This is a genomic window from Kocuria sp. ICS0012, assembly GCF_001665945.1.
Lineage (GTDB): Bacteria > Actinomycetota > Actinomycetes > Actinomycetales > Micrococcaceae > Kocuria > Kocuria marina.
Genome location: NZ_LZMM01000008.1, coordinates 29,507 through 53,412 on the forward strand (window position 1 = coordinate 29,507; position 23,906 = coordinate 53,412).

Annotated in this window: 20 protein-coding genes, 1 tRNA gene, 2 pseudogenes and 1 riboswitch; of the genes and pseudogenes, 6 read left to right on the forward strand and 17 right to left on the reverse strand. The window is 69.4% G+C overall.

Annotated features, from left to right (window positions below):
* Window positions 1-50 precede the first annotated feature (50 nt).
* The 10 genes from rpoB to glp all read right to left on the reverse strand — a co-directional run bounded on the left by rpoB (window position 51) and on the right by glp (window position 14,381).
* Entirely contained in the window at window positions 51-3,560 is a 3,510-nt protein-coding gene (rpoB, locus tag A5728_RS00745; RefSeq protein ID WP_064845225.1) for a DNA-directed RNA polymerase subunit beta, read from the reverse strand.
* A gap of 239 nt (window positions 3,561-3,799) precedes the next feature.
* A complete protein-coding gene (locus A5728_RS00750) occupies window positions 3,800-4,543 on the reverse strand; it encodes an MBL fold metallo-hydrolase (RefSeq protein WP_064845226.1) in 744 nt (247 codons plus the stop codon).
* 134 nt (window positions 4,544-4,677) lie between these two features.
* On the reverse strand, window positions 4,678-5,823 hold the full coding sequence (gene gcvT / locus A5728_RS00755) for a glycine cleavage system aminomethyltransferase GcvT (protein WP_064845227.1): 1,146 nt from the start codon (window positions 5,821-5,823) through the stop codon (window positions 4,678-4,680).
* Window positions 5,820-8,723, reverse strand: a complete 2,904-nt coding sequence (gcvP, locus tag A5728_RS00760; RefSeq protein WP_064845228.1) for an aminomethyl-transferring glycine dehydrogenase — start codon at window positions 8,721-8,723, stop codon at window positions 5,820-5,822. The genes gcvT and gcvP overlap by 4 nt, the downstream gene beginning before the upstream one ends.
* Window positions 8,724-8,885: 162 nt before the next feature.
* Window positions 8,886-9,019, reverse strand: a riboswitch (glycine riboswitch).
* A gap of 158 nt (window positions 9,020-9,177) precedes the next feature.
* Complete coding sequence (gene rplL / locus A5728_RS00765) at window positions 9,178-9,564, reverse strand: 50S ribosomal protein L7/L12 (RefSeq protein ID WP_035959869.1); 387 nt, start codon at window positions 9,562-9,564, stop codon at window positions 9,178-9,180.
* A gap of 122 nt (window positions 9,565-9,686) precedes the next feature.
* Window positions 9,687-10,220, reverse strand: coding sequence for a 50S ribosomal protein L10 (gene rplJ, locus A5728_RS00770; RefSeq protein WP_035959878.1), 534 nt, complete (start codon window positions 10,218-10,220; stop codon window positions 9,687-9,689).
* A 304-nt stretch (window positions 10,221-10,524) separates the two neighbouring features.
* Window positions 10,525-11,361, reverse strand: a complete 837-nt coding sequence (gene fdhD, locus A5728_RS00775; RefSeq protein ID WP_064845229.1) for a formate dehydrogenase accessory sulfurtransferase FdhD — start codon at window positions 11,359-11,361, stop codon at window positions 10,525-10,527.
* 1 nt (window position 11,362) lies between these two features.
* Window positions 11,363-12,541, reverse strand: a complete 1,179-nt coding sequence (locus tag A5728_RS00780) for a molybdenum cofactor biosynthesis protein MoaE (protein WP_082943123.1) — start codon at window positions 12,539-12,541, stop codon at window positions 11,363-11,365.
* Window positions 12,538-12,966 carry a cyclic pyranopterin monophosphate synthase MoaC gene (gene moaC, locus A5728_RS00785; RefSeq protein WP_231885418.1) on the reverse strand — a complete coding sequence of 143 codons (429 nt, stop codon included), beginning with the start codon at window positions 12,964-12,966 and terminating at the stop codon, window positions 12,538-12,540. Before moaC ends, A5728_RS00780 begins: the two co-directional genes overlap by 4 nt.
* 65 nt (window positions 12,967-13,031) lie before the next feature.
* Window positions 13,032-14,381, reverse strand: coding sequence for a gephyrin-like molybdotransferase Glp (glp, locus tag A5728_RS00790; protein WP_082943124.1), 1,350 nt, complete (start codon window positions 14,379-14,381; stop codon window positions 13,032-13,034).
* A 66-nt stretch (window positions 14,382-14,447) separates the two neighbouring features.
* Between glp and moaA the strand changes: the two genes are divergently transcribed.
* The 3 genes from moaA to A5728_RS00805 are packed head-to-tail and all read left to right on the forward strand — an operon-like array spanning window position 14,448 to window position 17,101.
* Window positions 14,448-15,524, forward strand: coding sequence for a GTP 3',8-cyclase MoaA (gene moaA / locus A5728_RS00795; RefSeq protein ID WP_082943125.1), 1,077 nt, complete (start codon window positions 14,448-14,450; stop codon window positions 15,522-15,524).
* Window positions 15,525-15,528: 4 nt separating this feature from the next.
* Window positions 15,529-15,792 carry a MoaD/ThiS family protein gene (locus A5728_RS00800; protein WP_064845233.1) on the forward strand — a complete coding sequence of 88 codons (264 nt, stop codon included), beginning with the start codon at window positions 15,529-15,531 and terminating at the stop codon, window positions 15,790-15,792.
* A 4-nt stretch (window positions 15,793-15,796) separates the two neighbouring features.
* Complete coding sequence (locus A5728_RS00805) at window positions 15,797-17,101, forward strand: molybdopterin molybdotransferase MoeA (protein ID WP_082943126.1); 1,305 nt, start codon at window positions 15,797-15,799, stop codon at window positions 17,099-17,101.
* A 17-nt stretch (window positions 17,102-17,118) separates the two neighbouring features.
* Here A5728_RS00805 and A5728_RS00810 read toward each other — a convergent pair whose 3' ends face one another.
* The 6 genes from A5728_RS00810 to A5728_RS00835 form a co-directional block, all read right to left on the reverse strand.
* Window positions 17,119-18,285, reverse strand: a complete 1,167-nt coding sequence (locus A5728_RS00810; RefSeq protein ID WP_064845234.1) for a GNAT family N-acetyltransferase — start codon at window positions 18,283-18,285, stop codon at window positions 17,119-17,121.
* A gap of 196 nt (window positions 18,286-18,481) precedes the next feature.
* Window positions 18,482-19,192, reverse strand: a complete 711-nt coding sequence (gene rplA / locus A5728_RS00815) for a 50S ribosomal protein L1 (protein ID WP_064845235.1) — start codon at window positions 19,190-19,192, stop codon at window positions 18,482-18,484.
* An 86-nt stretch (window positions 19,193-19,278) separates the two neighbouring features.
* Window positions 19,279-19,707: a 50S ribosomal protein L11 gene (gene rplK, locus A5728_RS00820; RefSeq protein ID WP_035959909.1), complete on the reverse strand. Its 429-nt coding sequence runs from the start codon at window positions 19,705-19,707 to the stop codon at window positions 19,279-19,281.
* A gap of 136 nt (window positions 19,708-19,843) precedes the next feature.
* Window positions 19,844-20,716 carry a transcription termination/antitermination protein NusG gene (nusG, locus tag A5728_RS00825; RefSeq protein WP_064845236.1) on the reverse strand — a complete coding sequence of 291 codons (873 nt, stop codon included), beginning with the start codon at window positions 20,714-20,716 and terminating at the stop codon, window positions 19,844-19,846.
* A gap of 45 nt (window positions 20,717-20,761) precedes the next feature.
* A complete protein-coding gene (secE, locus tag A5728_RS00830) occupies window positions 20,762-21,028 on the reverse strand; it encodes a preprotein translocase subunit SecE (RefSeq protein ID WP_064845237.1) in 267 nt (88 codons plus the stop codon).
* A 63-nt stretch (window positions 21,029-21,091) separates the two neighbouring features.
* Window positions 21,092-21,164, reverse strand: a tRNA-Trp gene (locus tag A5728_RS00835).
* 323 nt (window positions 21,165-21,487) lie between these two features.
* Between A5728_RS00835 and A5728_RS00840 the strand changes: the two genes are divergently transcribed.
* The 3 genes and pseudogenes from A5728_RS00840 to A5728_RS00850 all read left to right on the forward strand — a co-directional run.
* Window positions 21,488-22,699 (forward strand): pyridoxal phosphate-dependent aminotransferase, encoded by a 1,212-nt coding sequence (locus A5728_RS00840; RefSeq protein ID WP_064845262.1) that lies wholly within the window; start codon window positions 21,488-21,490, stop codon window positions 22,697-22,699.
* Entirely contained in the window at window positions 22,696-23,064 is a 369-nt protein-coding gene (locus A5728_RS00845; protein ID WP_064845238.1) for a hypothetical protein, read from the forward strand. Before A5728_RS00840 ends, A5728_RS00845 begins: the two co-directional genes overlap by 4 nt.
* Before the next feature lie 242 nt (window positions 23,065-23,306).
* A pseudogene (locus A5728_RS00850) lies at window positions 23,307-23,477 on the forward strand (IS110 family transposase); the annotation flags it as partial.
* Between the two features lie 52 nt (window positions 23,478-23,529).
* On the opposite strand, the pseudogene A5728_RS13260 reads toward A5728_RS00850, so the two are convergent.
* Window positions 23,530-23,868, reverse strand: a pseudogene (locus tag A5728_RS13260) (PepSY domain-containing protein); the annotation flags it as partial.
* Window positions 23,869-23,906: the final 38 nt, after the last annotated feature.

Below are 23,906 nucleotides of genomic sequence, written 5' to 3' on the forward strand. Positions count from 1 at the left end.
TTTCTAAAATCCTGAAGTGTGTTCGGGCTGATCGATGAACGAAAGGGGTCTCAGACCTCTTCGACCGAGCTGGGCTCGGAGTGGGAGAGGTCGATACCGAGTTCGTCCGCAGCCCGGAAGCTGTCGTCCTCGGAATCACGCATTTCCACCGCGTTACCGTCCGCGGAGAGGACCTCCACGTTCAGGCACAGGGACTGCATTTCCTTGATGAGCACCTTGAAGGATTCGGGCACACCCGGTTCAGGGATGTTCTCGCCCTTGACGATCGCCTCGTACACCTTGACGCGGCCGTGGACATCGTCCGACTTGACGGTGAGCAGTTCCTGCAGGGTGTAGGCCGCGCCGTACGCCTCGAGCGCCCACACCTCCATCTCACCGAAACGCTGACCGCCGAACTGCGCCTTACCGCCCAGCGGCTGCTGGGTGATCATGGAGTACGGGCCGGTGGAGCGCGCGTGGATCTTGTCGTCCACCAGGTGGTGGAGCTTCAAGATGTACTGGTAGCCCACGGACACGGGGTCCGGGAACGGCTGACCGGAACGGCCGTCGTAGAGCTTGGCCTTGCCGGAACGCCCGATCAAGCGGTCACCGTCCCGCGTGGGGTTGGTGTGGTCCAGCAGGTCGAAGATCTCGTCCTCGCGAGCGCCGTCGAACACCGGGGTGGCCACGTTAGTGGGACCGGTGGACTTCGGGAAGTTGCTCAGACCGTGCAGCCACTCGGGGTCGCCCTCGATGTTCCAGCCCTGCTTGGCGAGCCAGCCGGTGTGGACCTCGAGCACCTGGCCCAGGTTCATACGACCGGGCACGCCCAGCGGGTTCAGGATCACGTCCACGGGGGTGCCGTCCTCCATGAACGGCATGTCCTCGATGGGCAGGATCTTGGAGATGACGCCCTTGTTGCCGTGACGACCGGCGAGCTTGTCGCCGTCCGTGATCTTGCGCTTCTGCGCCACGTACACGCGCACGACCTGGTTGACGCCGGCCGGGAGGTCGTCGTCCTCGTCGTCGCGGTCGAACACGCGCACACCGATCACGGTGCCGGACTCGCCGTGGGGAACCTTGAGGGAGGTGTCACGGACCTCGCGGGACTTCTCACCGAAGATCGCGCGCAGCAGCCGCTCCTCCGGGGTCAGTTCGGTCTCGCCCTTGGGCGTGACCTTACCCACGAGGATGTCACCGGCCTGGACCTCGGCACCGATGTGGATGATGCCTCGCTCGTCCAGGGCGGAGAGCACCTCTTCCGACACGTTGGGGATGTCACGGGTGATCTCCTCGGCACCGAGCTTGGTGTCGCGGGCGTCGATCTCGTGCTCCTCGATGTGGATGGACGTCAGGACGTCCTCGGAGACCATGCGCTGGGACAGGATGATGGCGTCCTCGTAGTTGAGGCCTTCCCAGGACATGTACGCGATCAGCAGGTTCTTGCCCAGTGCGAGTTCACCGTGGTCGGTGGAGGGCCCGTCCGCGATCACGGTGCGGGGCTCCACGCGGTCGCCCTCGGAGACGATCACGCGCTGGTTGTACGTGTTGCCCGGGTTCGAGCGCACGAACTTGTTGATCGGGTAGAGCTTGGTGGTGCCGTCGTCGTTCAGGACGGTCACGAGGTCCGCGGAGACTTCCTCGACCACGCCGGACTTGGTGGCCAGCACCGAGTCGCCGGCGTCCAGGGCCGCGTAGCGCTCCATACCAGTGCCCACGAGTGGCGCCTCGGACGTGAGCAGCGGCACGGCCTGACGCTGCATGTTGGCGCCCATGAGCGCGCGGTTGGCGTCGTCGTGCTCGAGGTACGGGATCAGGGCGGTGGCCACCGACACCATCTGGCGCGGGGACACGTCCATGAACTCGATGTCCGTGGGGGCCACGAGCACCGCTTCACCCGAGCCGTCGGAGGCACGCGCGAGGACGGTGTCCTCGGCGAAGCGACCGTCGTCGGTCAACGGAGCGTTGGCCTGCGCAATGGTGAGCCCGCGCTCGTCGTCCGCGGTGAGGTAGACGACGTCGTTGGTTACGGTGCCGTCCACGACGCGGCGGTAGGGCGTCTCGATGAAACCGAACGGGTTGATCCGCGCGTAGGTCGCGAGCGAACCGATCAGACCGATGTTCGAGCCTTCCGGCGTCTCGATCGGGCACATGCGGCCGTAGTGCGAGGGGTGCACGTCACGGACCTCCATGCCCGCGCGATCGCGGGAGAGGCCACCGGGACCCAGCGCGGATAGACGACGCTTGTGCGTGAGGCCCGCGAGCGGGTTGTTCTGGTCCATGAACTGCGACAGCTGGGAGGTCCCGAAGAACTCCTTGATCGCGGCCACGACCGGGCGGATGTTGATCAGGGTCTGCGGCGTGATCGCCTCGACGTCCTGGGTGGTCATCCGCTCGCGCACCACGCGCTCCATGCGGGACAGACCCGTGCGGATCTGGTTCTCGATCAGCTCGCCCACCGCGCGGATGCGACGGTTGCCGAAGTGGTCGATGTCGTCCACGTCCACGTGGATCTCACGGGCCTCGCCGTCACGCGTACCGGGCATGGTGGAGCCGCCGTCGTGCAGGGTCACGAGGTAGCGAATCATGGCGACGATGTCGTCGAGGGACAGCACCGAGGCGTCCGAGTCCGTGAACGGCTTGTCCAGACCGAGCTTGCGGTTGAGCTTGTAGCGGCCCACCTTGGCGAGGTCGTAGCGCTTGGGGTTGAAGTACATGTTGTCCAGCAGGGACTGGGCGGCGTCCACCGTGGGCGGCTCCCCCGGGCGCAACTTGCGGTAGATGTCCAGCAGCGCCTCCTCACGGGTCTCCGTGGTGTCCTTCTCCAGCGTCGCGCGGATGGAGTCGAACTCGCCGAACTCCTCGAGGATCTTGGACTCGGTCCAGCCCAGCGCCTTGAGCAGCACGGTCACGGACTGCTTGCGCTTGCGGTCCAGGCGCACACCCACCTGATCGCGCTTGTCGATCTCGAGCTCGAACCACGCACCGCGGGACGGGATGATCTTGGCGGAGTAGATGTCCTTGTCGGACGTGCGGTCCTGGCCCTTCTCGAAGTAGGCACCCGGGGAACGCACGAGCTGGGAGACGACGACGCGCTCGGAGCCGTTGATCACGAACGTGCCCTTGTCGGTCATCAGGGGGAAGTCGCCCATGAACACGGTCTGCTGCTTGATCTCGCCCGTGTTGTTGTTCATGAACTCGGCCTTGACGTACAGCGGGGCCGAGAAGGTCGCGTCGCGGTCCTTGCACTCGACCATTGTGTACTTGGGGTCGTAGAACTCCGGCTCGGAGAAGGACAGGGACATGGTGCCCTGGAAGTCCTCGATCGGGGAGATCTCCTCGAAGATGTCGGACAGACCGGAGGTCGTGGGAACGCTGGTGTCACCCGTCTCCTGGGCTTCGACCACGCGTGCCTGCCAGCGCTCGTTGCCGACCAGCCGATCGAAGCTGTCGGTCTGCAGAGCGAGCAGGTTGGGGACGTCCAGCGGTTCGTGGATCTTCGCGAAGGAAACGCGGCGAGGAGTGTTATCACTCGTGGGGTGGTTGGCGGAGACGTTCGTATCGGTGCTCGAGGCGACCAAGATGTGATCCTTCCACAGACATGCAGTGAATACGCGAGGTTCCCGGGGAGAGAAAAAGGGGCCGGTTTTCGATGCTCGTCGACAACCGCCCCTGCGGCGCCCACCGCTATATGAAGGCACGCATGTATAAGGGACAACGCAAAGTACCAGTTTAGGCGAACTGCGCCCGTTTGTCCACACCGGTGCTGGACGAAATCCCGTCCGGGCCGTAAGATGCCCGCCCCTCGGGCGGCGCACCCTCAGGCGATCCCGTTCTCCCGGGCCAGTTCGACGGCGCGTCCCACACCTTCACGCCACGGGTCGCCGTGTCCGGGCAGCACCAGGGTGGCTCCCGTGACCTCGAGTGCGGCGAGGGATTCCACGGCCATCGCGCTGTCCGCGGTGGCGGCGCGAGCCACGATGCGGGGGCCCGTGAGACCCGAGTAGGGGTCCAGGGTCACGAGCGCGTCCCCCGATATCACGGCGTCCGCTGTGGGGACGTACAGCGCGCAGTGCCCGTACGTGTGGCCCGCGGTGAACACGACCCGCGGGCGGCCCGGGACGGGGACGGTCTCCCCCGCGGTCAGCTCGCGGGTCACGGTCACGCCCCGCACCATCGCGGCGCCACCGGCGATCATGGACGCGAGGATCGGCACGGCGCGCGGGTGACGCAGCGGGTAGACGGCCGTGGGGTTCTCGTGCGCGTAGCTGTAAGGGTGTGCCGCGAGGTGCTTGTCCCGCTGGTGGGCGTAAACGGGAATCCCGAGCCGGTCCACGAGTTTCGCGGCGACCCCCACGTGGTCGAAGTGCGCATGGGTCAATACGAGCGCTTTGATGTCCTCTGGGGCGTGGCCGAGTTCGCGCACGGCCCACCCGAGTTCGTTCCACACCCTGGGCAGACCGGCGTCCACGACCGTGAGGCCGTCCGAGTCCTCCAGGACATAGCAGTTCACGTTGTGGTTCTGGATCATATGGATCCCGGGGGCGGCGTCGCGCAGGAACACGTCGTTCTCCTTGTCCGTCCCGCCCCGATCACACGGGGCGGGACCCTCACCGGCCCGCGCGGTCCTCGGAACGTGCACGGCGGAGCGGGCCTGCCTAGAGACTACTCCGGGCGGCTCGCTCCCCACACCACCCTTCAGGACCGCTTGTAGAAGGGCAGCGCGGTGCGCGTGACCTCCACGGCGCGCCCGCGTGCGTCCTGGACGCTCACCTCACCGGCGTCGATCCCGTCGACGGCGTCCGTGGCCACGAGCGCCATGGCCACCGGCTTGCCCAGCGTGGGCGAGGGCAGCCCGCTCGTGACCTCACCCACGGTGCGCTCCCCCACGTGCACGGTGTAGCCCGCGCGCACGGGTTTGCGACCCAGGCCCTCCAGACCGATGAGGGTGCGTTCGGGCGTGCCTTCCAGCATCGCCGCGAGCACCTCCTCGCCGACCGTGGTGGTGCCGGCCTCCGCCTTCTTGCGCAGGGCGATCTCCACGAGCTTGCCGAGTCCCGCTTCGACCGGGGTGATCTCCGTGGACAGTTCGTGACCGTACAGCGGCATCCCGGCCTCGAGCCGCAGGGAGTCGCGCGCCGCGAGACCCGCCGCTCCCACGGGGGCCTCCTCCGTGCCGAGCTCGGCCGCGGTCGTCAGGAGCGCGTCCCACAGCACGGGCGCGTCCTGGTTGTCGCAGTACAGTTCGAAACCGTCCTCGCCCGTGTACCCGGTGCGGGCCACGAGCACGGCCACGTCCGCGCAGCGTGCGCGCACGCACGCGTAGTACTTCAGCGCGGCGACGTCCTCGGCCGGTTCCAAGCGCGTGGCCTCGAGCACCTCGAGGGCGCGCGGACCCTGGACGGCGATCAGCGACGTCGCCGGACCGTTGTCCGTGACGCGCACGTCGAAGCCCTGGGCGCGCTCCTGGAGCGCACGCACGACCGTCTCCTGGTTGCCCGCGTTCGGCACCACGAGGTACTCGTCCTCGTCCGTACGGTAGGTAATGAGGTCGTCCAGGATCCTGCCCTGTTCGTCCACGATGATCGAGTACTTGGCGCGGCCCACCGTGAGCCCGGAGAGCACACCCACGAGGGCGTAGTCCAGGAACGCGCCGGCCTGCGGACCCGAGACCGAGACCTCCCCCATGTGGGACAGGTCGAAGATCCCGGCGCCGCGGCGCACCGCGTGGTGCTCGGCGGTGTCGCTCGCGTAGCGCACGGGCATGGTCCAGCCACCGAAGTCGGTGAACCGCGCCCCCAACCGCTCGTGGTCCTCGTACAGTGCGGTGTGCTGCTCGCTCATCGAGTCTCCTCCTGTGCTACTGCCGCGGTGTTGTACGCGGCGTCGAACGCCTCGATGGGCGGGCACTCGCACACGAGGTTGCGGTCCCCCGCGGCGTTGTCGATCCGGCCCACGGGGGGCCAGTACTTGACCCGGCGCAGGGACGCGACCGGGTAGGCGGCCTGCGAGCGCGGGTAGGCGCGCTGCCACTCGTCCGCGGTGAGCACTTGGGCGGTGTGCGGGGCGTTGCGGATCACGGAATCCTCGAGGGACACGGTGCCGTCCGCGATCTCCTGCATCTCCGCGTGGATCGTGCGCATCGCGGCGATGAACCGGTCCTGCTCCTCGAGGCCCTCGGACTCGGTGGGCTCGACCATCAGGGTCCCGGCGACCGGGAACGCGAGCGTGGGCGCGTGGAATCCGAAGTCCACGAGGCGCTTGCACACGTCCTCGGCCGTGACGCCGGAGGCCTTGGTCATGGGCCGCAGGTCCAGGATGCACTCGTGGGCCACGAGCCCGCCGTCCCCGGTGTACAGCGTGGGGAACACGTCCGCGAGCGCGCGGGAGATGTAGTTGGCCCCGAGCACCGCGGTGCGCGTGGACTCGGTCAGCCCCTGCGCGCCCGTCATGGCGATGTACATCCACGTGATGGGCAGAACCCCCGCGGAACCGTAGGGAGCCTGCGCCACGGGGAAGCCCGCGCCGTGCTCGTCCAGGTCCGCGTCCGCCGGGTTGCCCGGCAGGTACGGCACGAGGTGTTCGGCCACGGCCACGGGACCCACACCGGGCCCGCCGCCGCCGTGCGGGATGCAGAAGGTCTTGTGCAGGTTCAGGTGGGAGACGTCCCCGCCGAAGCGGCCGGGCCGTGCCAGCCCCATGAGCGCGTTGAGGTTCGCGCCGTCCACGTAGACCTGACCACCGGCGTCGTGTACCGCGGCGCACACCTCGGTGATGTCCGTGTCGTAGACGCCGTGGGTCGAGGGGTAGGTGACCATGATGCCCGCGAGCTCGTCCCCCACCGCCTCGATCTTGGCCGCGAGGTCCGCCTGATCGATCGTGCCGTCCGCGGCGGTCGCCACGACCACGACCTTGAGGTCCGCGAGCACGGCCGACGCCGCGTTGGTCCCGTGCGCGGAGGACGGGATGAGGATCGTCTTGCGCTGACCCTCGCCGCGGGCCAGCTGGTACCGCCGGATGGCCAGCAGACCCGCGAGTTCACCCTGCGAACCGGCGTTGGGCTGCACGGACACCGCCGCGTAGCCGGTGATCTCCGCGAGCCATGTCTGCAACTGCTCGATCAGTTCGGTCCAGCCCCGGGTCTGATCCGCAGGGGCCAACGGGTGGATACTCGCGAACTCGGGCCACGAGATGGGTTCCATCTCCGCCGCCGCGTTGAGCTTCATGGTGCACGAGCCCAGCGGGATCATGGTGCGGTCCAGCGCCAGGTCCCTGTCGGAGAGTTCGCGCAGCCACCGCATGAGCGAGGTCTCGGAGCGGTGCGTGTGGAAGACCGGGTGGGTCATGTACTCGTCCGTGCGCAGCCACTCGTCCGGCAGTGCGTCCGCGCTCGCGGCTTCCCCGGAGTCCGAGGTGCGCGCGCCGCACGCCTCGGACACCGCGGTGAGCACGTCCTGGACGTCCCGCTGCGTATGGGGTTCACCGAAGCTCACGCCCACCGTGTCCTGGTCGATGCGACGGAGGTTGATCCCGCGGTCCGCGGCCGCGGCCACGATGCCGTCCGCCCGGCCCGGCGCGGAGAAGGTCACGGTGTCGAAGAACCGCTCGTGGGCGACGTCGATCCCGCGCTCCCGCAACCCGGCGGCGAGCTCCGCGGCGAGACCGTGCAGCCGCTCGGCGAGGGCACGCAGTGCGACGGGACCGTGGTGCACCGCGTAGGCCGCGGCCACGATCGCGAGCAGGGCCTGCGCCGTGCAGATGTTGGAGGTCGCCTTCTCGCGGCGGATGTGCTGCTCACGTGTCTGCAGCGCGAGCCGGTACGCGGGTGCGCCCGAGGAATCGGTGGACACCCCCACGATGCGCCCCGGCAAGGAGCGTTCGGTACCCTTGCGGGTCGCCATGAATGCGGCGTGCGGGCCCCCGAAGAACAGGGGCACCCCGAAGCGCTGGGCCGAGCCGACCGCGATGTCCGCGCCCAGCTCACCCGGGCTGCGCAGCATGGTCAAGGCGAGCAGGTCGGTGCTCACGGTCACGAGCGCGCCCGCCTCGTGCGCGGCGTCGATCACCGCGGTGGGATCCGTGACGTCCCCGTCCGCACCGATCTGCGCGACGACGACGCCGAAGACGTCACCCTCCGAGACCGCCCGCGCGGCGGCGTCGGGATCACCGAGGTCCGCCGTGACAAGCTCGATACCCGCGGCACGGGTGCGGCCCGTGAGCACGGCGAGGGTCTGGGGCAGGCTGCGGCTGTCCACGAGCACGCGCAGGCTCTTGGATCGGCGGTTGGCGCGGCGCATCATGAGCACGGCCTCGGCCACGGCAGAGGACTCGTCCAGAAGGGACGCGTTGGCCACCTCGAGGCCGGTGAGGTCGATCACCGCGTTCTGGAACGTGAGCAGCAACTCGAGCCGGCCTTGGGAGATCTCGGGCTGGTACGGCGTGTAGGACGTGTAGAACCCGGGGTTCTCCAGGATGTTGCGTCGGATCGCGGCGGGCGTCACGGTGTCGTGGTAGCCCTGCCCGATCATCTGGCGCATCACGGTGTTGCGCGCAGCGATCGAGCGCAGGGCCGCGAGGGCCTCGGGCTCGTCGAGGGGTTCCGGCAGGTCCAGGGCGTCCCGGACACGGATGCTCTCGGGGACGGCGCGGTCGATCAGTTCGTCGAGGCTGGCTACCCCCACGGTGCGGAGCATGACGGCCATGTCATCGGCGTCGGGGCCGATGTGGCGTGACAGGAAGGACATACGAGGGTCTCCTGGGCTGCTTGTGGGCGCGCGAGGGCCCGGTGAGTCCTCCCCGCTCTGTATCGCAACCTGAGAGATTTCGCCGGCGGGCGCAGCAACTCGCGCCCGTCGACCTGCCCCGTCGGTGCTCTCCCCGTGACAGGGGTGAGCTCTTCAGAGTGGCCCGGTGCGGCGGTACGGGTGCCTGAGAGATTCCCGGGGAGGGTTTGCTCCTTCGGCGATGGCGCGATGCCCGCGGTACCGGTTCACGTGGTTCCGGCTCACGAGGATCCGCCATGCTCTCCCGCCGTACGGTGACGGCCAGATGGTCACACACAGTTTCGCACATCACACCGCTACGGGGAATGCGCGAAACCCCGCACCGATGATCGGTGCGGGGTTTCGCGGGGATGTCGTGCCGGACGGACCCGGGGGTCACGTCACGGGACACGGCGGGCGCACGAGGCGCCGTGGATCACTTGACAGTGACGGAGGCGCCGGCGCCCTCGAGGGCTTCCTTCGCCTTGTCAGCGGCTTCCTTGGTGGCGCCTTCGAGGACGGCCTTGGGAGCGCTGTCCACGAGGTCCTTGGCTTCCTTCAGGCCCAGGGAGGTCAGGCCGCGAACTTCCTTGATGACCTGGATCTTCTTGTCACCGGCGGATTCGAGGATGACGTCGAACTCGGTCTTCTCCTCCTCGGCCCCACCGGCGTCGCCGCCGGCGGGAGCGGCACCGGCCACGGCCACGGGGGCGGCAGCGGTGACGTCGAAGGTCTCCTCGAACGCCTTCACGAACTCGGACAGCTCGATGAGGGACAGTTCCTTGAAGGCCTCGATGAGTTCTTCGGTGGTCAGCTTAGCCATGGTATTGGCTCCTTACTTGTACGTGGTGCCGGTGCTGGTGGCGCCGGCGAGGTGTGCGTGGGAAGAACACGGGTGTTTCCCGGGCGCTCGCCCGGGACCCCGCAACCGGGTCCCCGAAGGGATCAGGCGGCGTTCTCGCCCTGTTCGTCCAGCTTGGCGCGCAGGGCCTCGGCGGTGCGCACGGTCTTGGACAGCGGGGCCTGGAACAGCGCAGCAGCCTTGGACATCGACGCCTTGGCGGCGCCGGCGACCTTGGCCAGCAGAACCTCGCGGGACTCGAGGTCCGCGAGCTTCTTGATCTCGGACTCGTCCATCGCGACGCCATCCAGGTAACCGCCCTTGACGACCAACTGGGGGTTGTCCTTGGCGAAGTCACGCAGACTCTTGGCGGCCTCGACGGCGTCACCGGAGACGAACGCGATGGCCGAGGGGCCCGTGAGCTTGCCCTCGAACGCGTCGATACCGGACTCGCGAGCCGCGATGGCGGTGAGCGTGTTCTTCACCACGGCGTATTCGGCGTTCTCACCGAGGGAACGGCGCAGCGTCTTCAGCTGAGCCACGGTGAGACCGCGGTACTCCGTCAGGACGGCAGCGTGCGAGTTGGAGAAGAATTCCTTCAACTCCGCAACCGCGGCAGCCTTTTCAGGATTCGCCATGGTGCTCCTTCCTTACATGTGGGTGCCGGCCCGCGTCCCGTACGAGGACACGAAAAAAGCCCCGCGCAGATGCCCGGGGCTCGAGACCACGTCCTGATCACACGCATGAAGATGCGGTTTTGAGGAGCGGGATTCGTGCTGGTTCACCTGCGCTGGACGGTTCACGTTTCCGGGAACCTCTTAGATCGCGCGTACCGGGGCACGCATGATGACCGGCGGTCTTTGGTACATCCATCGTACCCCAGGGCGCGGTGCCCACCAAATCAGCGGGGCGCGGGTGCCCATCAAATCGTCAGGGCCCGGTTCACTCCCCCGTGATGCGCTCCGGGTGGGTGTAGACGTTGCACCGGCCCTTGCGGTTGAACCCCACGACCGTGACCCCGCGCTCCCGCCCGTGGGTCACGGCGAGTGCGGAGGGTGCGCTGACCGCGGAGAGCACGGGGATCCCGGCCATGGCGGCCTTGCTCACAAGCTCGAACGACGCCCGAGCGGAGACCTGCAGGACCGCTTCGTGCAGCGGCAGCAGTCCTCGCTGCACCGCCCACCCGATGACCTTGTCCACGGCGTTGTGCCGGCCCACGTCCTCCCGGACCACGAGGGGTTCGTCCCGGCCCACGGGGAACAGCGCCGCCGCGTGCACCCCGCCCGTGGCGGAGAAGACCCGCTGGTGCTCCCGCAACTCATCCGGCAGGGACACGAGCCGCGCCGCGGTGACGAGTGGACGCGGGTGCGCCACGGGGTACGCGGAGGACTTGACCACCCCGTCCAACGACGGCGTGCCACACACCCCGCACGACGAGGATGTGAACACCTGGCGCTGGGCGTCCGCGCGCGGCCCCGGGGCCGCCGGTGCGAGCCGGACGTCCACCACGTTGTACGTGCGGTGCCCGTCCTGGTCCACGCCCGAGCGGTAGTCCATCTTCACGATGTGCGAGACCTCCGTGATCACGGCCTCGCTCAGCAGCAGCCCCGTCACGAGTTCGAAGTCGTCCCCGGGCGTGCGCATGGTCACGGTGAACTGTTGCCCGTTCAGCCGGATCTCCAGGGGTTCCTCCCCCGCGAGCCGGTCCGGACCCGCGCGCACTTCCCCGTGGGCGTCGAACGTGCGCACGCGGGCGGGGACGATGATCCGAGCGGCCATCTCAGGCGTCCAGCCCCACCCAGTTGTGCTGCCCGTCCTCGAAGCTCTGCCGCTTCCAGATGGGCACGCGTTCCTTGATGAGGTCCACGAGCTGCGCGCACGCTTCGAACGCCTCGCGACGGTGTCCCGCGGCCACGGCCACCTCGAGCGCGCTGTCCCCCACGGCGAGCGCGCCGATCCGGTGCGCGGCCCACAAGCGCACGTCCGGGTGGGCGCTCGCGATCTCACCGACCACGTCCCGCATGACCTCGCCCGCGCTGGGGTGGGCGCTGTACTCAAGCGCCGTGACACCGTCCTTGCCGCCGTCGTGGTCGCGGATCACGCCGCTGAACCCGACGACCGCCCCGCACCGCGGATGCTGGACCGCACGCTGCGCCTCGGCCGCATCCAGGGGGTCGGTCGTGACGAGCGCCAGCAGCACCTCGCCCGCCGAGGGCTCGGCGCCCGGCGCGGCGTCGTCGTCGGACGACGACGCCGCCGCTGCGGGCACCCGCGCGCCGACCGTGCCGACCGCGGGGGCGGCGTCATGGCCGGGCACGTCCGTGCGCTCGGCGTGGCCCGGGGAGTCCGGGACCGCCGCGGGGACGACCTCCCCCTGCGCGGAGCGCGTCACGGAGCGGTCCTCCCCGTGACCGTGCACGTCCTCGAGCTGCGCGCTGATGTGGTCCAGCAGGGGGTCCAGCACGGTCATCCCGTCCTTGACGCCCCCGCGCGAGCCCGGGAGGTTCACCATGAAGGTCTGGCCGGTGTGCCCCGCGACCCCGCGGCTCATCACGGCCGTGGGGGTCTTCTGCAGCCCCGCGCTCCACAGCGCGTGCATGATCCCCGGCGACTCGCGCTCCAGCACCCGGGCCGTGGACTCGGGCGTGACGTCGTCCGAGTTCAGTCCGGTGCCCCCGGTCGTGATCACGAACCGCGGGGCGGCAGGCCCGGACGCCGATGTGAGGTTGCGCAGCAGCTCGAGGACCTCGGGCCCGTCCGGGATCACGCGCAGCGTCACGTCCAGGCCGCGGCCCCGCAACCAGTCCCGCAGTAGCGGCCCGCAGCGGTCCTCCGCCGTGCCCGACGCCGCCGAGCTGGACACCACGACCACCACGGCGCCGCGCCCCTCCAGGTGGGTGTCGCCCACCTCGTGTCGACGGGAGGGACGGCCGTGGGCCGGATCCGCGTGCTCACTCATCGGGCGCTCCAATCGCCGCTCTTGCCGCCGGACTTGGCGAGCACGCGGGTGTCGGTGATCGTGGCGGCCTTGTCCACGGCCTTGATCATGTCGTACAGGGTCAGCGCGGCCACGCTCGCCGCAGTGAGGGCCTCCATCTCCACGCCGGTCACACCGCGGGTGCGCACGGTCGTCTCGATCACCACGCGGTCCTCGCCCGGGGTGAGGTCCACGGTCACCTTGCTCAGGGGCAGCGGGTGGCACAGGGGCACGAGGTCCGGGGTGCGCTTGGCGGCCATGATCCCGGCCACGCGCGCCACGGCGAGCGCGTCCCCCTTGGGTAGCCCCCCCGAGGCCAGCAGGTCGATCACGTCCGGGCGGGTCATGAGCACGGCCTGGGCGGTGGCCTCGCGCGAGGTCACCGTCTTCTCGCTCACGTCCACCATGTGCGCCGTGCCGTCCTCCCGCACGTGTGTCAGGTGCTGTTGTCCGGGCTCCGGCTCTCGTTCGCTCACGCTGGCTCTCCTGTTCGTTCCGTTCCGTCTGCTGCGCCCGCGGGCACCGGGTCGTCGTCCGCGGGCAGCACGCCGCCGTCCACCGGCAGTACCGCCACGGTCGTCCCGGCAGCGAGTTCGTGCTTCCCGGGCGGGATGCGCACCAGGACGTCCGCACGGGCGGCGGCGCTCAGCAGGTGCGACGACGCTCCCCCCACGAGACGCACGCGCGGGACCGTTCCGTCCCCCGGGTGTTCCATACTCCCGCGGCGCAGCTGGGTCCTGGTGTCCAGCGGTCGAACCGCCTCGCCCAATTCGGCCGTGAACCACCGCGGCGACGGGCAACACCCCCACGCGGCCGCGAGCGCGGGACGCACGAAGACCTCGCACGAGACCCACGTGCTCACGGGATTACCGGGCAGGCAGATCACGGGCACGCCACGGAACGTGCCGTGTCCCTGGGGGCCTCCCGGTTGCATGGCCACGTGGCCGAACCACGTGTCCCGGCCCTCCCGCTCGAGGCCCTGGCGCACGACCTCGAACGCGCCCGCGCTGATCCCGCCGCTCGTGATCACGAGGTGGGGTCGTGCCTCGGTGACAACGTGATCCAGGGCTCGCACGAAGGCGTCCGGGTCGTCGTCCACACGGACCCGGGTCACCGATTCGGCGCCCGCCTCGGACAACCACGCGGCCAGCAAGGGGCCGTTGGCGTCGTGGTACATCCCGGGGCGCGGCGCGTGCCCGTCGGGCGCGATCTCGTCCCCTCCGCTCACCACGACCACACGCGGTCCGGTGCGCACGGACACCTCGGTTCCCGGGCCCAGTCCGAGCGCGGCGCACGCACCGAGCGCCGCAGCCCCCAGCCGCGTTCCGGCGGGCAGCGCCACGGCGCCGCGGGCGACGTCGCTCCCGGCCGCTCGCACGAAGGTGCCCTCGGTGACGGACCGGGCGACGTCGGGGCTGATCGTCACGGCCGGGACGTCGAAGCGCGGGGGACGCACCCGTTCCACGGGGATCACCGCGTCCGCGCCCTCGGGGAGCACGGCCCCGGTCATCACGGCGGTCGCGGTACCGGGTGTGTGCCGCGCCGGTTGGGCACCCGCGGGCCGCACGTCCGCGACGGGCAGTTCGATCCCTTCAACATCCCCTGGCTGGGGCGGGACGGAGGGGGTCAGATCGGCCACGCGCACCGCGAACCCGTCCATCTGCGAGTTCGCCAACGGTGGCAGGTCCGCCTCCGCCACGAGGTCCCGGGCGAGCACGCGTCCCGCGGCGCGCGTGAGGGGCAGGAGTGCGGCGTCGTCGTGTGACGCCGAGTTGAGCAACTCGACCAGCGTGCGCTGGTGCGTTTCGATACAGCGGGACATGGCTCCAGGGTAGCCACCCCGCCGGGGGTTCCGCCCGTGCTGGGGGCAGCACCTACACTGGACGGTATGTCCGTTTTCCTCGGTAATCCCCATGTCCTCCCCGTTCGCGGGGTGCCCACGCAGGGGCCGTTGACGGACCGCTTCGGACGTACCGCCACGGACCTGCGCATCTCCCTCACGGACAAGTGCAACCTCCGGTGCACGTACTGCATGCCCGCGGAGGGCATGCAGTGGCTGCCGCGTGAATCGTTGCTGACGGTCCCGGAGATCGTGCGTTTGGCCGCCATCGCCGTCTCGGACTTCGGGGTGCGGGAGATCCGACTCACGGGCGGGGAACCGCTCATCCGCCCCGATCTCGAGGAGCTCGTGGCCGCCCTGACCGAGCGCATGCCGGGGATCCCCGTGTCCATGACGAGCAACGGCATCGGACTCGCCGGGCGTGCCCAGGCCCTCGCGGACGGCGGGATGACCCGCGTGAACATCTCCCTGGACACCCTGTGCGCGGACACCTACGAGAAGCTCGCCCGCCGCGGGCGGCTCACCCAAACGCTCGAGGGCGTGGCTGCCGCCCAGGACGCGGGCATGAGCCCGGTCAAGCTCAATGCCGTCCTGATGCGCGGGATCAACGACCACGAGGCGCCCGCGCTGCTGCGCTGGGCCCTGGACCACGACTGCGCCCTGCGCTTCATCGAACAGATGCCCCTGGACGCGGACCACGGCTGGACCCGGAAGAACATGGTCACGGCCACCGAGATCCGCGAGTCCCTGTCCCGGGACTTCGACATCACCCCGGACACCGCACCCCGCGCGGGCGCCCCCGCGGAGAAGTACCTCGTGCGGGAACGCGGTCAGGACACCGTGGTGGGGACCGTGGGGATCATCGCGTCCGTCACGGAACCGTTCTGCGAGGACTGCACGCGCACTCGGATCACCGCGGACGGCCACGTGCGCTCGTGTCTGTTCTCCCACCACGAGACGGATCTGATGCACCTGTTGCGCTCGAACGCAACCGACCGGGACATCGCTCAACGCTGGCGCGATGCCATGTGGGTCAAGCCGCGCGCCCACGGGATGGACCACGCGGGCCTCGACTCCGGGGACTACGTCCAGCCCGACCGCAGCATGAGCGCGATCGGGGGCTGAGACCGTGCTCGTGCGTTATTTCGCGGCGGCCGCTGCCGCGGCCGGGACAGAGGAAGAGCACGTGGAGACCACCACGGCGCTGACCCGCTCCGAGCTGCAGCAACTGTTGGTCACCCTCCACCCCGTGGCCCCACCGGGCGAACGCACGTTGGCCCAGGTGTTGCCGCAATGCTCGTGGCTCGTGGACGGTGTGGCCGCCCGGGACCAGGAGTCCCCGCTGGCCCCGGCCGCCACGGTGGACGTCCTCCCGCCCTTCGCGGGGGGCTGATCGGATGCCTGGTCCTACCCCACCCGCGTGGAGTAGCGGTCTCGAACCCCTGCACCACGCGGCGCGTGACGCCGCCCGGACCCTCGCACACCGGGCCGGTTCGGTGCTCGCGGACTCCCGGCCCGGCGGCGCGATCGAGATCGTCCCCCTGGACCAGGCGGCGGGTCGCACCGCGGCCCACGACGTCCGCGCGGCATGTTCCGTCCCGCACTACGCCTCGAGCGCGATGGACGGGTACGCGGTCCACGGACCGGGACCGTGGCGCGTCGTCGCCCCGGGCTCCCGTGCGGGGGCATCCGACGGACGGCGACTGGATGATCACCTGGCCGACGGCGCTGCGCCGTCCGCGCCGCTGCCGAGTGCCGCGTCCGCGGTCACGCTTGCGCCCGGCACGGCCGTCCCCGTGGTCACGGGCGGCGTGATCCCGGACAGCACCACCACGGTCATCCGCGAGGAATTCGCAACCCGCCGCGGCGAGCTCCTTGAGCTGTCCCCCGGCAGCCCGCGCACGGAACTCGCGGGCAGGCACATTCGCCCGGCCGGAACGGAATGCGCCGAGGGCGAGACCGTGGTGCGGGCGGGCGCCGTGCTCTCCCCCGCGCACGCGGCGTTCCTGGCCGTGGCCGGACGGGACGACGTGCCCGTGTGTACCGTCCCGCGCGTGGCCCTGCTGCTCACGGGTTCCGAGGTGCGCACCAGCGGGCTCCCGGCTCCCGGGTACGTGCGCGATGCGTTCAGCATGTCCCTGCCGCCCATGGTGAAGGCCTTCGGCGGGCGCACGGTCACGGTGAGCCGCGGTCCCGACGACGCCGCGGCGCTGCGTTGCCTGCTCCGCGAACTGAGTGCCGAGCACGACCTCGTGGTCACCACGGGTGGCACGTCCCGCTCGCACGCGGACTTCGTGCGTCCCCTGGTGCAGGACGAGTGCCACGTGCTCGTGGACCAGCTGGACCTCATGCCCGGTCACCCCACATTGTTCGCAGCCGCGCGGGACACCGCCGTGCTCGCGCTGCCCGGCAATCCCCTGGGCGCCATGGTGGCGTTCCTGCTGCTGGGTGGGGCGTTCCTGGCCGGCCACCTGGGCCGCGATGCCCAACCTTTCGCCCCCGCGATTGCCGGGGAGGATCTGGCCGACGCCCGCTCCGAACGATTGCTACCGGCCCGGCGGCACGAGGACGGCTGGGTGCCGTGCCGCGCGGTGGGCTCCAACATGGTGCGCGGACTCGCCGCGGCGCAAGGGCTGCTGTCCGTGCCCCGGGACGGGCTGGCCCGCGGACAGGAGACCGTGGTGCTGCCCCTGCCGTGGTGAGTGACCGGCCCCGGCGGTCAGTGGATGCTGAAGTCCTGCTCCCAGATCGCGGACTGACCGGCGTCCCGGAAGCCTAGCTGGGCGTTGACCCAGTTCATCCGGTCGTTGCCGCTGTGGGTCCACGAGTACACGGTCCGGACCTCGGGGGCCACGTTCGCGAGCTGCTCGAGGTTGGCGAGCTTGAGCCGCATCCCCAACCGGTGCCCGCGGTGGGTGCGCACCACGAGGGTCTCGTCCTGCAGGGCCAGGGCCGGGCGGTGCTGCGCGAGGATCAGTTCGGTCATCCCCACGAGCTCGCTCGTGCGCACGTCCTGGATCACGGCCATCAGGGACCGGTCGCCGTCCTCCTGACGCAGCTGTTCCGTGCGGCGCACCCGCGCGCTGTCCCACGGGTCCGGGTCCGCCACGATCGGGCGCACGAACGAGTCCGTGGGGATCTTGGCGTGCAGCTGCGCGAGCGGGGCCAGGAGCTCGTCCGGGGCCTCCCCCACCCACGTGTGCAGGCGGTAGTGGTCCGCGAAGGGCACGGCCTCGAGGGATTCGTGGATGCGCGCGGCGCGCTGTTCGTCCAGCGGCACGGGCAGGAGCGCGAAACTGCTGACCGTGCGCAGGGTGTACCCGGCGTGCTGGGCGAAGCGGGTCTGGCGGTGGCTCGCGGGCAGGCGCCCGGAACCATCGGCGGCGTCGAGCCATGGGACGGGAGCCACGGGGCTCGCACCGCCGTCGGCCGTGCCGTCCGCGCTGCCGTCCCCGGGGCCGGAGGGATCGCGCGCCTCGGACGCGGGGTGCTCGGTCACGAGGCGGATGAACCGGCGGGACTCACCCCGCGCAAGTTGCTCCGCAGCACTCAGAAGAGCGCGCCCGATCCCCTCGGAGGTCTCGTCCGGGGCCACGTCCACCGCGATCTGCGCCATGTCGGTGTCCGTGATCAGGGGCATCCGCACCTCGGCGCGCCCCACGAGACGGTCGTCGAAGTACGCGCACAGGACGTTCACGCGCTCGTAGGGGTCGTGCAGGTCCCGGAAGATGTCGTGGGCGCCGTTGCTGAGCTGACCGGTGCCCCACACGTGTCGCCGGGAGGACTGCACGAGCGCGGCCACGCGCCCCAGGACCCGCTGCGCCTCGTCATCGAAGGTGTCGGGGATGCACAACAATTCGATGCGTACCGGTGACGGCTCCGTCACAGTGATCTCCTTCCGCGCCGCCCGGCCGGGACGGCACCCGGGCGACGGGCCCCGTCCACGGAACCCGGCCTCAAGTACATCAAGAATTCGTAACGGTGTTTCCATCGTCCCACGAAAGAAGGGTCCGGCCGGTGACGGCACGGACCCTTCCCTCGACGGCAGGGAATGCGAGCGTTCCCTCGTTACGTACCCGCGATCACGCCTGGGTGGTGACCTCGGTGGCGCTCGGGTCCACAGGGATGCCCGGGCCGAACGTGGTGGCCACGGTAGCCTTGGTGATGTAACGGCCCTTGGACGCGGCCGGCTTCAGACGAAGCACCTCTTCCAGCGCGGCACCGTAGTTCTCGGCCAGCTTCTGGGCGTCGAAGGACGCCTTGCCGATGATGAAGTGCAGGTTGGAGTGCTTGTCCACGCGGAAGTCGATCTTACCGCCCTTGATGTCGGACACGGCCTTGGCCACGTCCATCGTCACGGTGCCGGTCTTGGGGTTCGGCATGAGGTTACGGGGACCCAGGATCTTGCCCAGGCGGCCCACCTTGCCCATCATGTCCGGGGTGGCCACGGCGGCGTCGAAATCGGTCCAACCGCCCTGGACCTTGGCGATCAGGTCGTCGGAACCCACGAAGTCCGCACCGGCGGCCTCGGCCGCGGCGGCCTTGTCACCGGTTGCGAACACGACCACGCGGGCGGTCTTGCCCGTGCCGTTGGGCAGGTTCACGGTGCCGCGGACCATCTGGTCCGCCTTGCGGGGATCCACACCGAGGCGCATGGACACCTCGACGGTGGAATCGGACTTGCTGTTCTCGGCCAGTTCCTTGGCCAGGGCGACCGCCTCGGCGGGAGCGTAGAACTTGCCCGCCTCGATCTTCTCGGCAGCTGCCCGGTATGCCTTGCTGCGCTGTGCCATCTGCTTGTTCTCCTTGTGCAGTTGTGGTCAGCGGGCCGCGCTCGGCCCTGCCACGATGGTTGTCTTCGGTACGAGCTCGGAAGAGCTCAGTTGACCTCGATGCCCATGGAACGGGCGGTGCCGGCGATGATCTTCGCGGCGGCCTCGACGTCGTTGGCGTTGAGGTCTTCCTTCTTGGTCTCGGCGATCTCACGGACCTGGTCCATGGTGATCTTCCCGACCTTATTGGTGTGTGGGACACCGGAGCCCTTGGCGACGCCGGCGGCCTTCTTGATCAGCTGCGCGGCCGGCGGGGTCTTGGTTACGAACGTGAACGAGCGGTCCTCGTACACGGTAATCTCGACCGGCACGATGTTGCCGCGCTGGGATTCCGTGGCCGCGTTATAGGCCTTGCAGAATTCCATGATGTTGACGCCGTGCTGACCCAGCGCGGGACCCACCGGGGGAGCCGGGTTGGCGGCGCCCGCCTGGATCTGCAGCTTGATCAGGCCTGCGACCTTCTTCTTGGGAGCCATGTGATGGTCCTTCTTCTAGCTGTGCGTACCGCCGCACAGGAGCGTACGACGGCGAGTGGTCGCCGTGGCGCGGCGACCGAACGGAAACACCCCGGACCAAAGCACATCCGAGGCCGGATTCCGAAACCTGATGGGACTAAATCTTGGTGACCTGGTCGAAACTGAGGGTCACGGGGGTCTCGCGTTCGAAGATGGACACAAGCACCACGAGCTGCTGGGATTCCACCTTGATCTCGGAGATCGTGGCCGGGAGGGTCTCGAAGGGGCCCTCCTTCACGATCACGGACTCGCCGACCTCGAAGTCCACGGTGACCTGCTGGGCGCCACCCTGGGCACCCGCGCCGGAACCGGCGGTCTCGCCCAGGCCCTTGGCCTTTTCGGGGGTCTCGAACGTGGGAGCGAGCATGTCGAAGACCTCGTCCAGGCGCAGCGGCACCGGGTTGTAAGCGTCCTGGCCCACGAAGCCCGTGACACCCGGGGTGTGGCGCACAGCGCCCCAGGAGGCATCCGTGAGGTTCATGCGCACGAGCACGTACCCGGGGATCCGCACGCGGCGCACGGTCTTGCGCTGCGAGTTCTTGATCTCCACGACCTCTTCCATGGGTACCTCGATCTGGAAGATGTCCTCTTCCATGTTGAGGGACTGGATGCGGGTCTCGAGGTTGGTCTTCACACGGTTCTCGTACCCCGCGTACGTGTGGATCACGAACCAGTCGCCCTCTTGGCGGCGCAGCTTGGCCTTAAATTCCACCGCGGGGTCGACGTCGTCCTCGGCGGCTTCCGCCGTGGCCGCGGCGTCCTCGGTGGGGACGGGCACGGCCTCGCCGTTACCCTCGGCGGCGTCGAGGTCGGCTTCCTGCACGGTGCGCTCGTCGGAGTCCTGCTGCGGATCCGTGGTCTCGGTGGTCTCGGACGTGCTCTGCGCCGACTCGTCCCGCGCAGCGTCCGCCATCAGGGAGTCGAACTGAGCGGGCTGGGTGTCGTCGTTATCGAGCTCGTGATCGGTCACCGGGGATTCCTGCTTTCTGTGGACGTCTGGAAGTGGTGGAAGGACTTACTGGGCCTGGTCGCCGTTCCCGAACAGCCAGATGGCCACCTGACCGAAGCCCAGGTCCAACAGGGAGATCAACACCATCATGAACGCCACGAACGCCAGCACGACCAGGACGAAGTTGACCAGTTCCCGGCGGGACGGGGCGACGACCTTCTTGAGTTCTCCCACGACCTGACGGATAAACAGCCAGATCCGGCCGAAGATCCCACGTTTGTGATCGGAACCGGCAGGTTGACCCGGGGTCTGTCCTGTGACGGTGTGCGACATCGGCTCTCCCCTGCGTGAAGCAACTTCTCGGCGGTGGTGTGCGTGCCGTTGTGGGTCCTGAAGCAGGGCAGACAGGACTCGAACCTGCAACCTGCGGTTTTGGAGACCGCTGCGCTACCAATTGCGCCACTGCCCTTCGACACCGCGCCGCAGCCATGCGCGACACGAAATCCGGTGCCCGAGCCTATCATCGGCCCGTCATCCCGCCGTCGGGAGTCCATCCCGGGGCAGAGCGCACCGCACTGGTGGCGGCACCAACAGACCATGGTACGCGCCCGCCGCGTCCCGTGCAAAGCAAGGGTCCGGCCACCTAAGCTGGGAGCGGTGTCCGCGTCCCCGGTCGGACCCCGGGCCCGTCAGGTTCCCGTACGGATCCGTGCGCGGGCCAGTGAGAGGCCCGCCCGCCGGGACGACCCGGTCAGTCCAAGCAGCCCAGTCAGCCCAGGAGAAATGATCACCATGTCACCAGCGCAGCAGCGCATCTCGCATCGGATCTCGGCGATCGCGGAGTCCGCGACCCTCGCCGTGGACGCCAAGGCCAAGGCCCTCAAGGCCGAGGGGCGGCCGGTGATCGGCTTCGGCGCGGGTGAACCGGACTTCGCGACTCCCGACTACATCGTGGATGCCGCCGCCGAGGCCCTCCAGGACCCCAAGAACTTCCGCTACTCCCCCGCCGCGGGACTGCCCGAGCTGCGTTCAGCGATCGCGCAAGCCACGCAGCGGGACAGCGGATGGGCCGTGGAGCCCTCCCAGGTGCTCGTGACCAACGGCGGCAAGCAGGCCGTGTACCAGGCGTTCCAGACGGTCGTGGACGACGGCGACGACGTCCTGCTGCCCGCCCCATACTGGACCACCTACCCTGAAGCCATCCGACTGGCCGGTGGCAACCCCGTGGAGGTCTTTGCGGGTGCGGACCAGGAGTACAAGGTCACGCCCGAACAACTTGAGGCCGCATACACGGAGCACACCAAGGCCCTGTTGTTCTGCTCGCCCTCCAACCCCACGGGTGCGGTCTACACCGCCGAGGAGACCCGGGCCGTGGGTGAATGGGCCGCGGCCAAGGGCATCTTCGTGATCAGCGACGAGATTTACCAGCACCTCACGTACGACGACGTGGAGTTCACCTCCATGGCCCGCGCCGTGCCCGAGCTGCACGAGAACCTCATCCTGCTCAACGGCGTGGCCAAGACCTACGCGATGACCGGGTGGCGTGTGGGCTGGCTGGTCGGTCCCGCGGACGTCGTGAAGGCCGCGACCAACCTGCAGTCGCACCTGAGTTCCAACGTGAACAACGTGGCCCAGCGCGCGGCCCTGGCCGCCCTGAACGGGCCCATGGACCAGGTGGAGCGCATGCGCGAGGCCTTCGACCGGCGTCGTCGCACGATCGTGGACGGGCTCAACGCGATCGACGGCGTGGTGTGCCCCACCCCCACCGGTGCGTTCTACGCCTACCCAGACATCACGGCGCTGTTGGGCCGCGAGTTCGCGGGCGTCACGCCCACCACGAGCGCGGAGCTCGCGGAACTGATCCTCGAGAAGGCCGAGGTGGCAGTGGTCCCGGGTGAGGCCTTCGGCCCGTCCGGGTACCTGCGCCTGTCCTACGCCCTGGGCGACAACGATCTCGCCGAGGGCCTGTCCCGTCTGCAGAACTTCCTGGGAGGCACCGAATGAGCGTCAAAGAGACCTTGCACGAGCTGGACGAATTGCTGCCCTCCGCCGTGGCCCTGCCCAGCTCGGCTGTGGTGGCCGGCGGACTGATCGGCGGTTACGCGGTGGCCCGTTTCACGGGGGTGCGCGCCCTGGGCGGCGCGGTCCTGCTCGCGAAGGGCATGGTCGCCGGGCGCACGTGGTACCGCTCCGCGGGACCCGCCACGACCGCGGGCCTGAGCGTGCTGTACCTCGCCGGGTTCGGACTGTCCCACCCGCTGGCCAAGAAGATCGGCGCGTGGCCCTCGGTGTTCACCGTGGCCGCTGTCAACGCCGCGGCGTCGTGGGCGCTCGTGGACCGGCACAACTTCCGGGGCGAGACCGACTGAGGCCCCCGCGCGGACGCACCCTTCACCGCGCACGCACCCTCCACAGCACACGCACCCCCGACGGCAGATGACCGCTGGCGGGGGTGCTGCTCGTTCAGGGGTGCTGTTCGCGCAGGGAGCGACATCCGTTCAGACGGCGCGGCCCGTTCGGGGAGCACCGTCCGCACGAATGATCAGTGCGCGGATTCCCGGGCCGAGCGGCGTTGTGGGACGACGGCGACCGCGAGATCCACCACGCCCCGTCGCGGGCCTACTACGACCGGAAACGCGCCCAGGGCAAACGCCACAACCAGGCAATCATCGCCCTGGCCCGCCGGCGGACCGACGTCCTGTTCGCGATGCTGCGTGACGGCACCCTCTACCAAGACCCCACCGACCCTCAGACCGCGTCATCAGTGGCCCTGGCTGCTTGACGAAAACCATAGAGGCACCCCCCCCCGCGTGCGCGGACCACGTGAGTCCCGACGACGCGAGAAACAGGAAATCGAGGGCCAGCCACACGCCCGTGGCCGTGTGGCACGACCGGGTCCGGCGATACGTATTGGCCTCCCCCGGGCACGGGACCAGGGTGACCCGGGCGCAGCGGCCCCGCCCCACGCGGCGTCGGTGCAGCACCATCAGCACGATCCCGCTCACGGCCATGACACCCAGCCACGAGGCCGCGAGTTCGCTGTAGAGCCGCCCGGGCTCACCCAGCAGCAGGTCCCGGTGCAACCGGTCGATCGTGGTGCGCAGCGGCAGAGTGCAGTCTTTGCAGCAGGACCATGAACCAGGCGTGGGAGGGGCGCGCACCCTCGCAGGCACGTTCGGACGACGGTGCGTTCAGTGTTGCGGACATGATG

Excerpts from the sequence above, each read along its gene's own strand:
- gcvT (WP_064845227.1), bottom strand. The coding sequence starts at position 5,823 with ATGAGCGAGCAGCACACCGCACTGTACGAGGACCACGAGCGGTTGGGG.
- gcvP (WP_064845228.1), bottom strand. The coding sequence starts at position 8,723 with ATGTCCTTCCTGTCACGCCACATCGGCCCCGACGCCGATGACATGGCC.
- rplL (WP_035959869.1), bottom strand. The coding sequence starts at position 9,564 with ATGGCTAAGCTGACCACCGAAGAACTCATCGAGGCCTTCAAGGAACTG.
- rplJ (WP_035959878.1), bottom strand. The coding sequence starts at position 10,220 with ATGGCGAATCCTGAAAAGGCTGCCGCGGTTGCGGAGTTGAAGGAATTC.
- fdhD (WP_064845229.1), bottom strand. The coding sequence starts at position 11,361 with ATGGCCGCTCGGATCATCGTCCCCGCCCGCGTGCGCACGTTCGACGCC.
- A5728_RS00780 (WP_082943123.1), bottom strand. The coding sequence starts at position 12,541 with ATGAGTGAGCACGCGGATCCGGCCCACGGCCGTCCCTCCCGTCGACAC.
- moaC (WP_231885418.1), bottom strand. The coding sequence starts at position 12,966 with ATGGTGGACGTGAGCGAGAAGACGGTGACCTCGCGCGAGGCCACCGCC.
- glp (WP_082943124.1), bottom strand. The coding sequence starts at position 14,381 with ATGTCCCGCTGTATCGAAACGCACCAGCGCACGCTGGTCGAGTTGCTC.
- moaA (WP_082943125.1), top strand. The coding sequence starts at position 14,448 with ATGTCCGTTTTCCTCGGTAATCCCCATGTCCTCCCCGTTCGCGGGGTG.
- A5728_RS00805 (WP_082943126.1), top strand. The coding sequence starts at position 15,797 with ATGCCTGGTCCTACCCCACCCGCGTGGAGTAGCGGTCTCGAACCCCTG.
- rplA (WP_064845235.1), bottom strand. The coding sequence starts at position 19,192 with ATGGCACAGCGCAGCAAGGCATACCGGGCAGCTGCCGAGAAGATCGAG.
- rplK (WP_035959909.1), bottom strand. The coding sequence starts at position 19,707 with ATGGCTCCCAAGAAGAAGGTCGCAGGCCTGATCAAGCTGCAGATCCAG.
- secE (WP_064845237.1), bottom strand. The coding sequence starts at position 21,028 with ATGTCGCACACCGTCACAGGACAGACCCCGGGTCAACCTGCCGGTTCC.
- A5728_RS00840 (WP_064845262.1), top strand. The coding sequence starts at position 21,488 with ATGTCACCAGCGCAGCAGCGCATCTCGCATCGGATCTCGGCGATCGCG.
- A5728_RS00845 (WP_064845238.1), top strand. The coding sequence starts at position 22,696 with ATGAGCGTCAAAGAGACCTTGCACGAGCTGGACGAATTGCTGCCCTCC.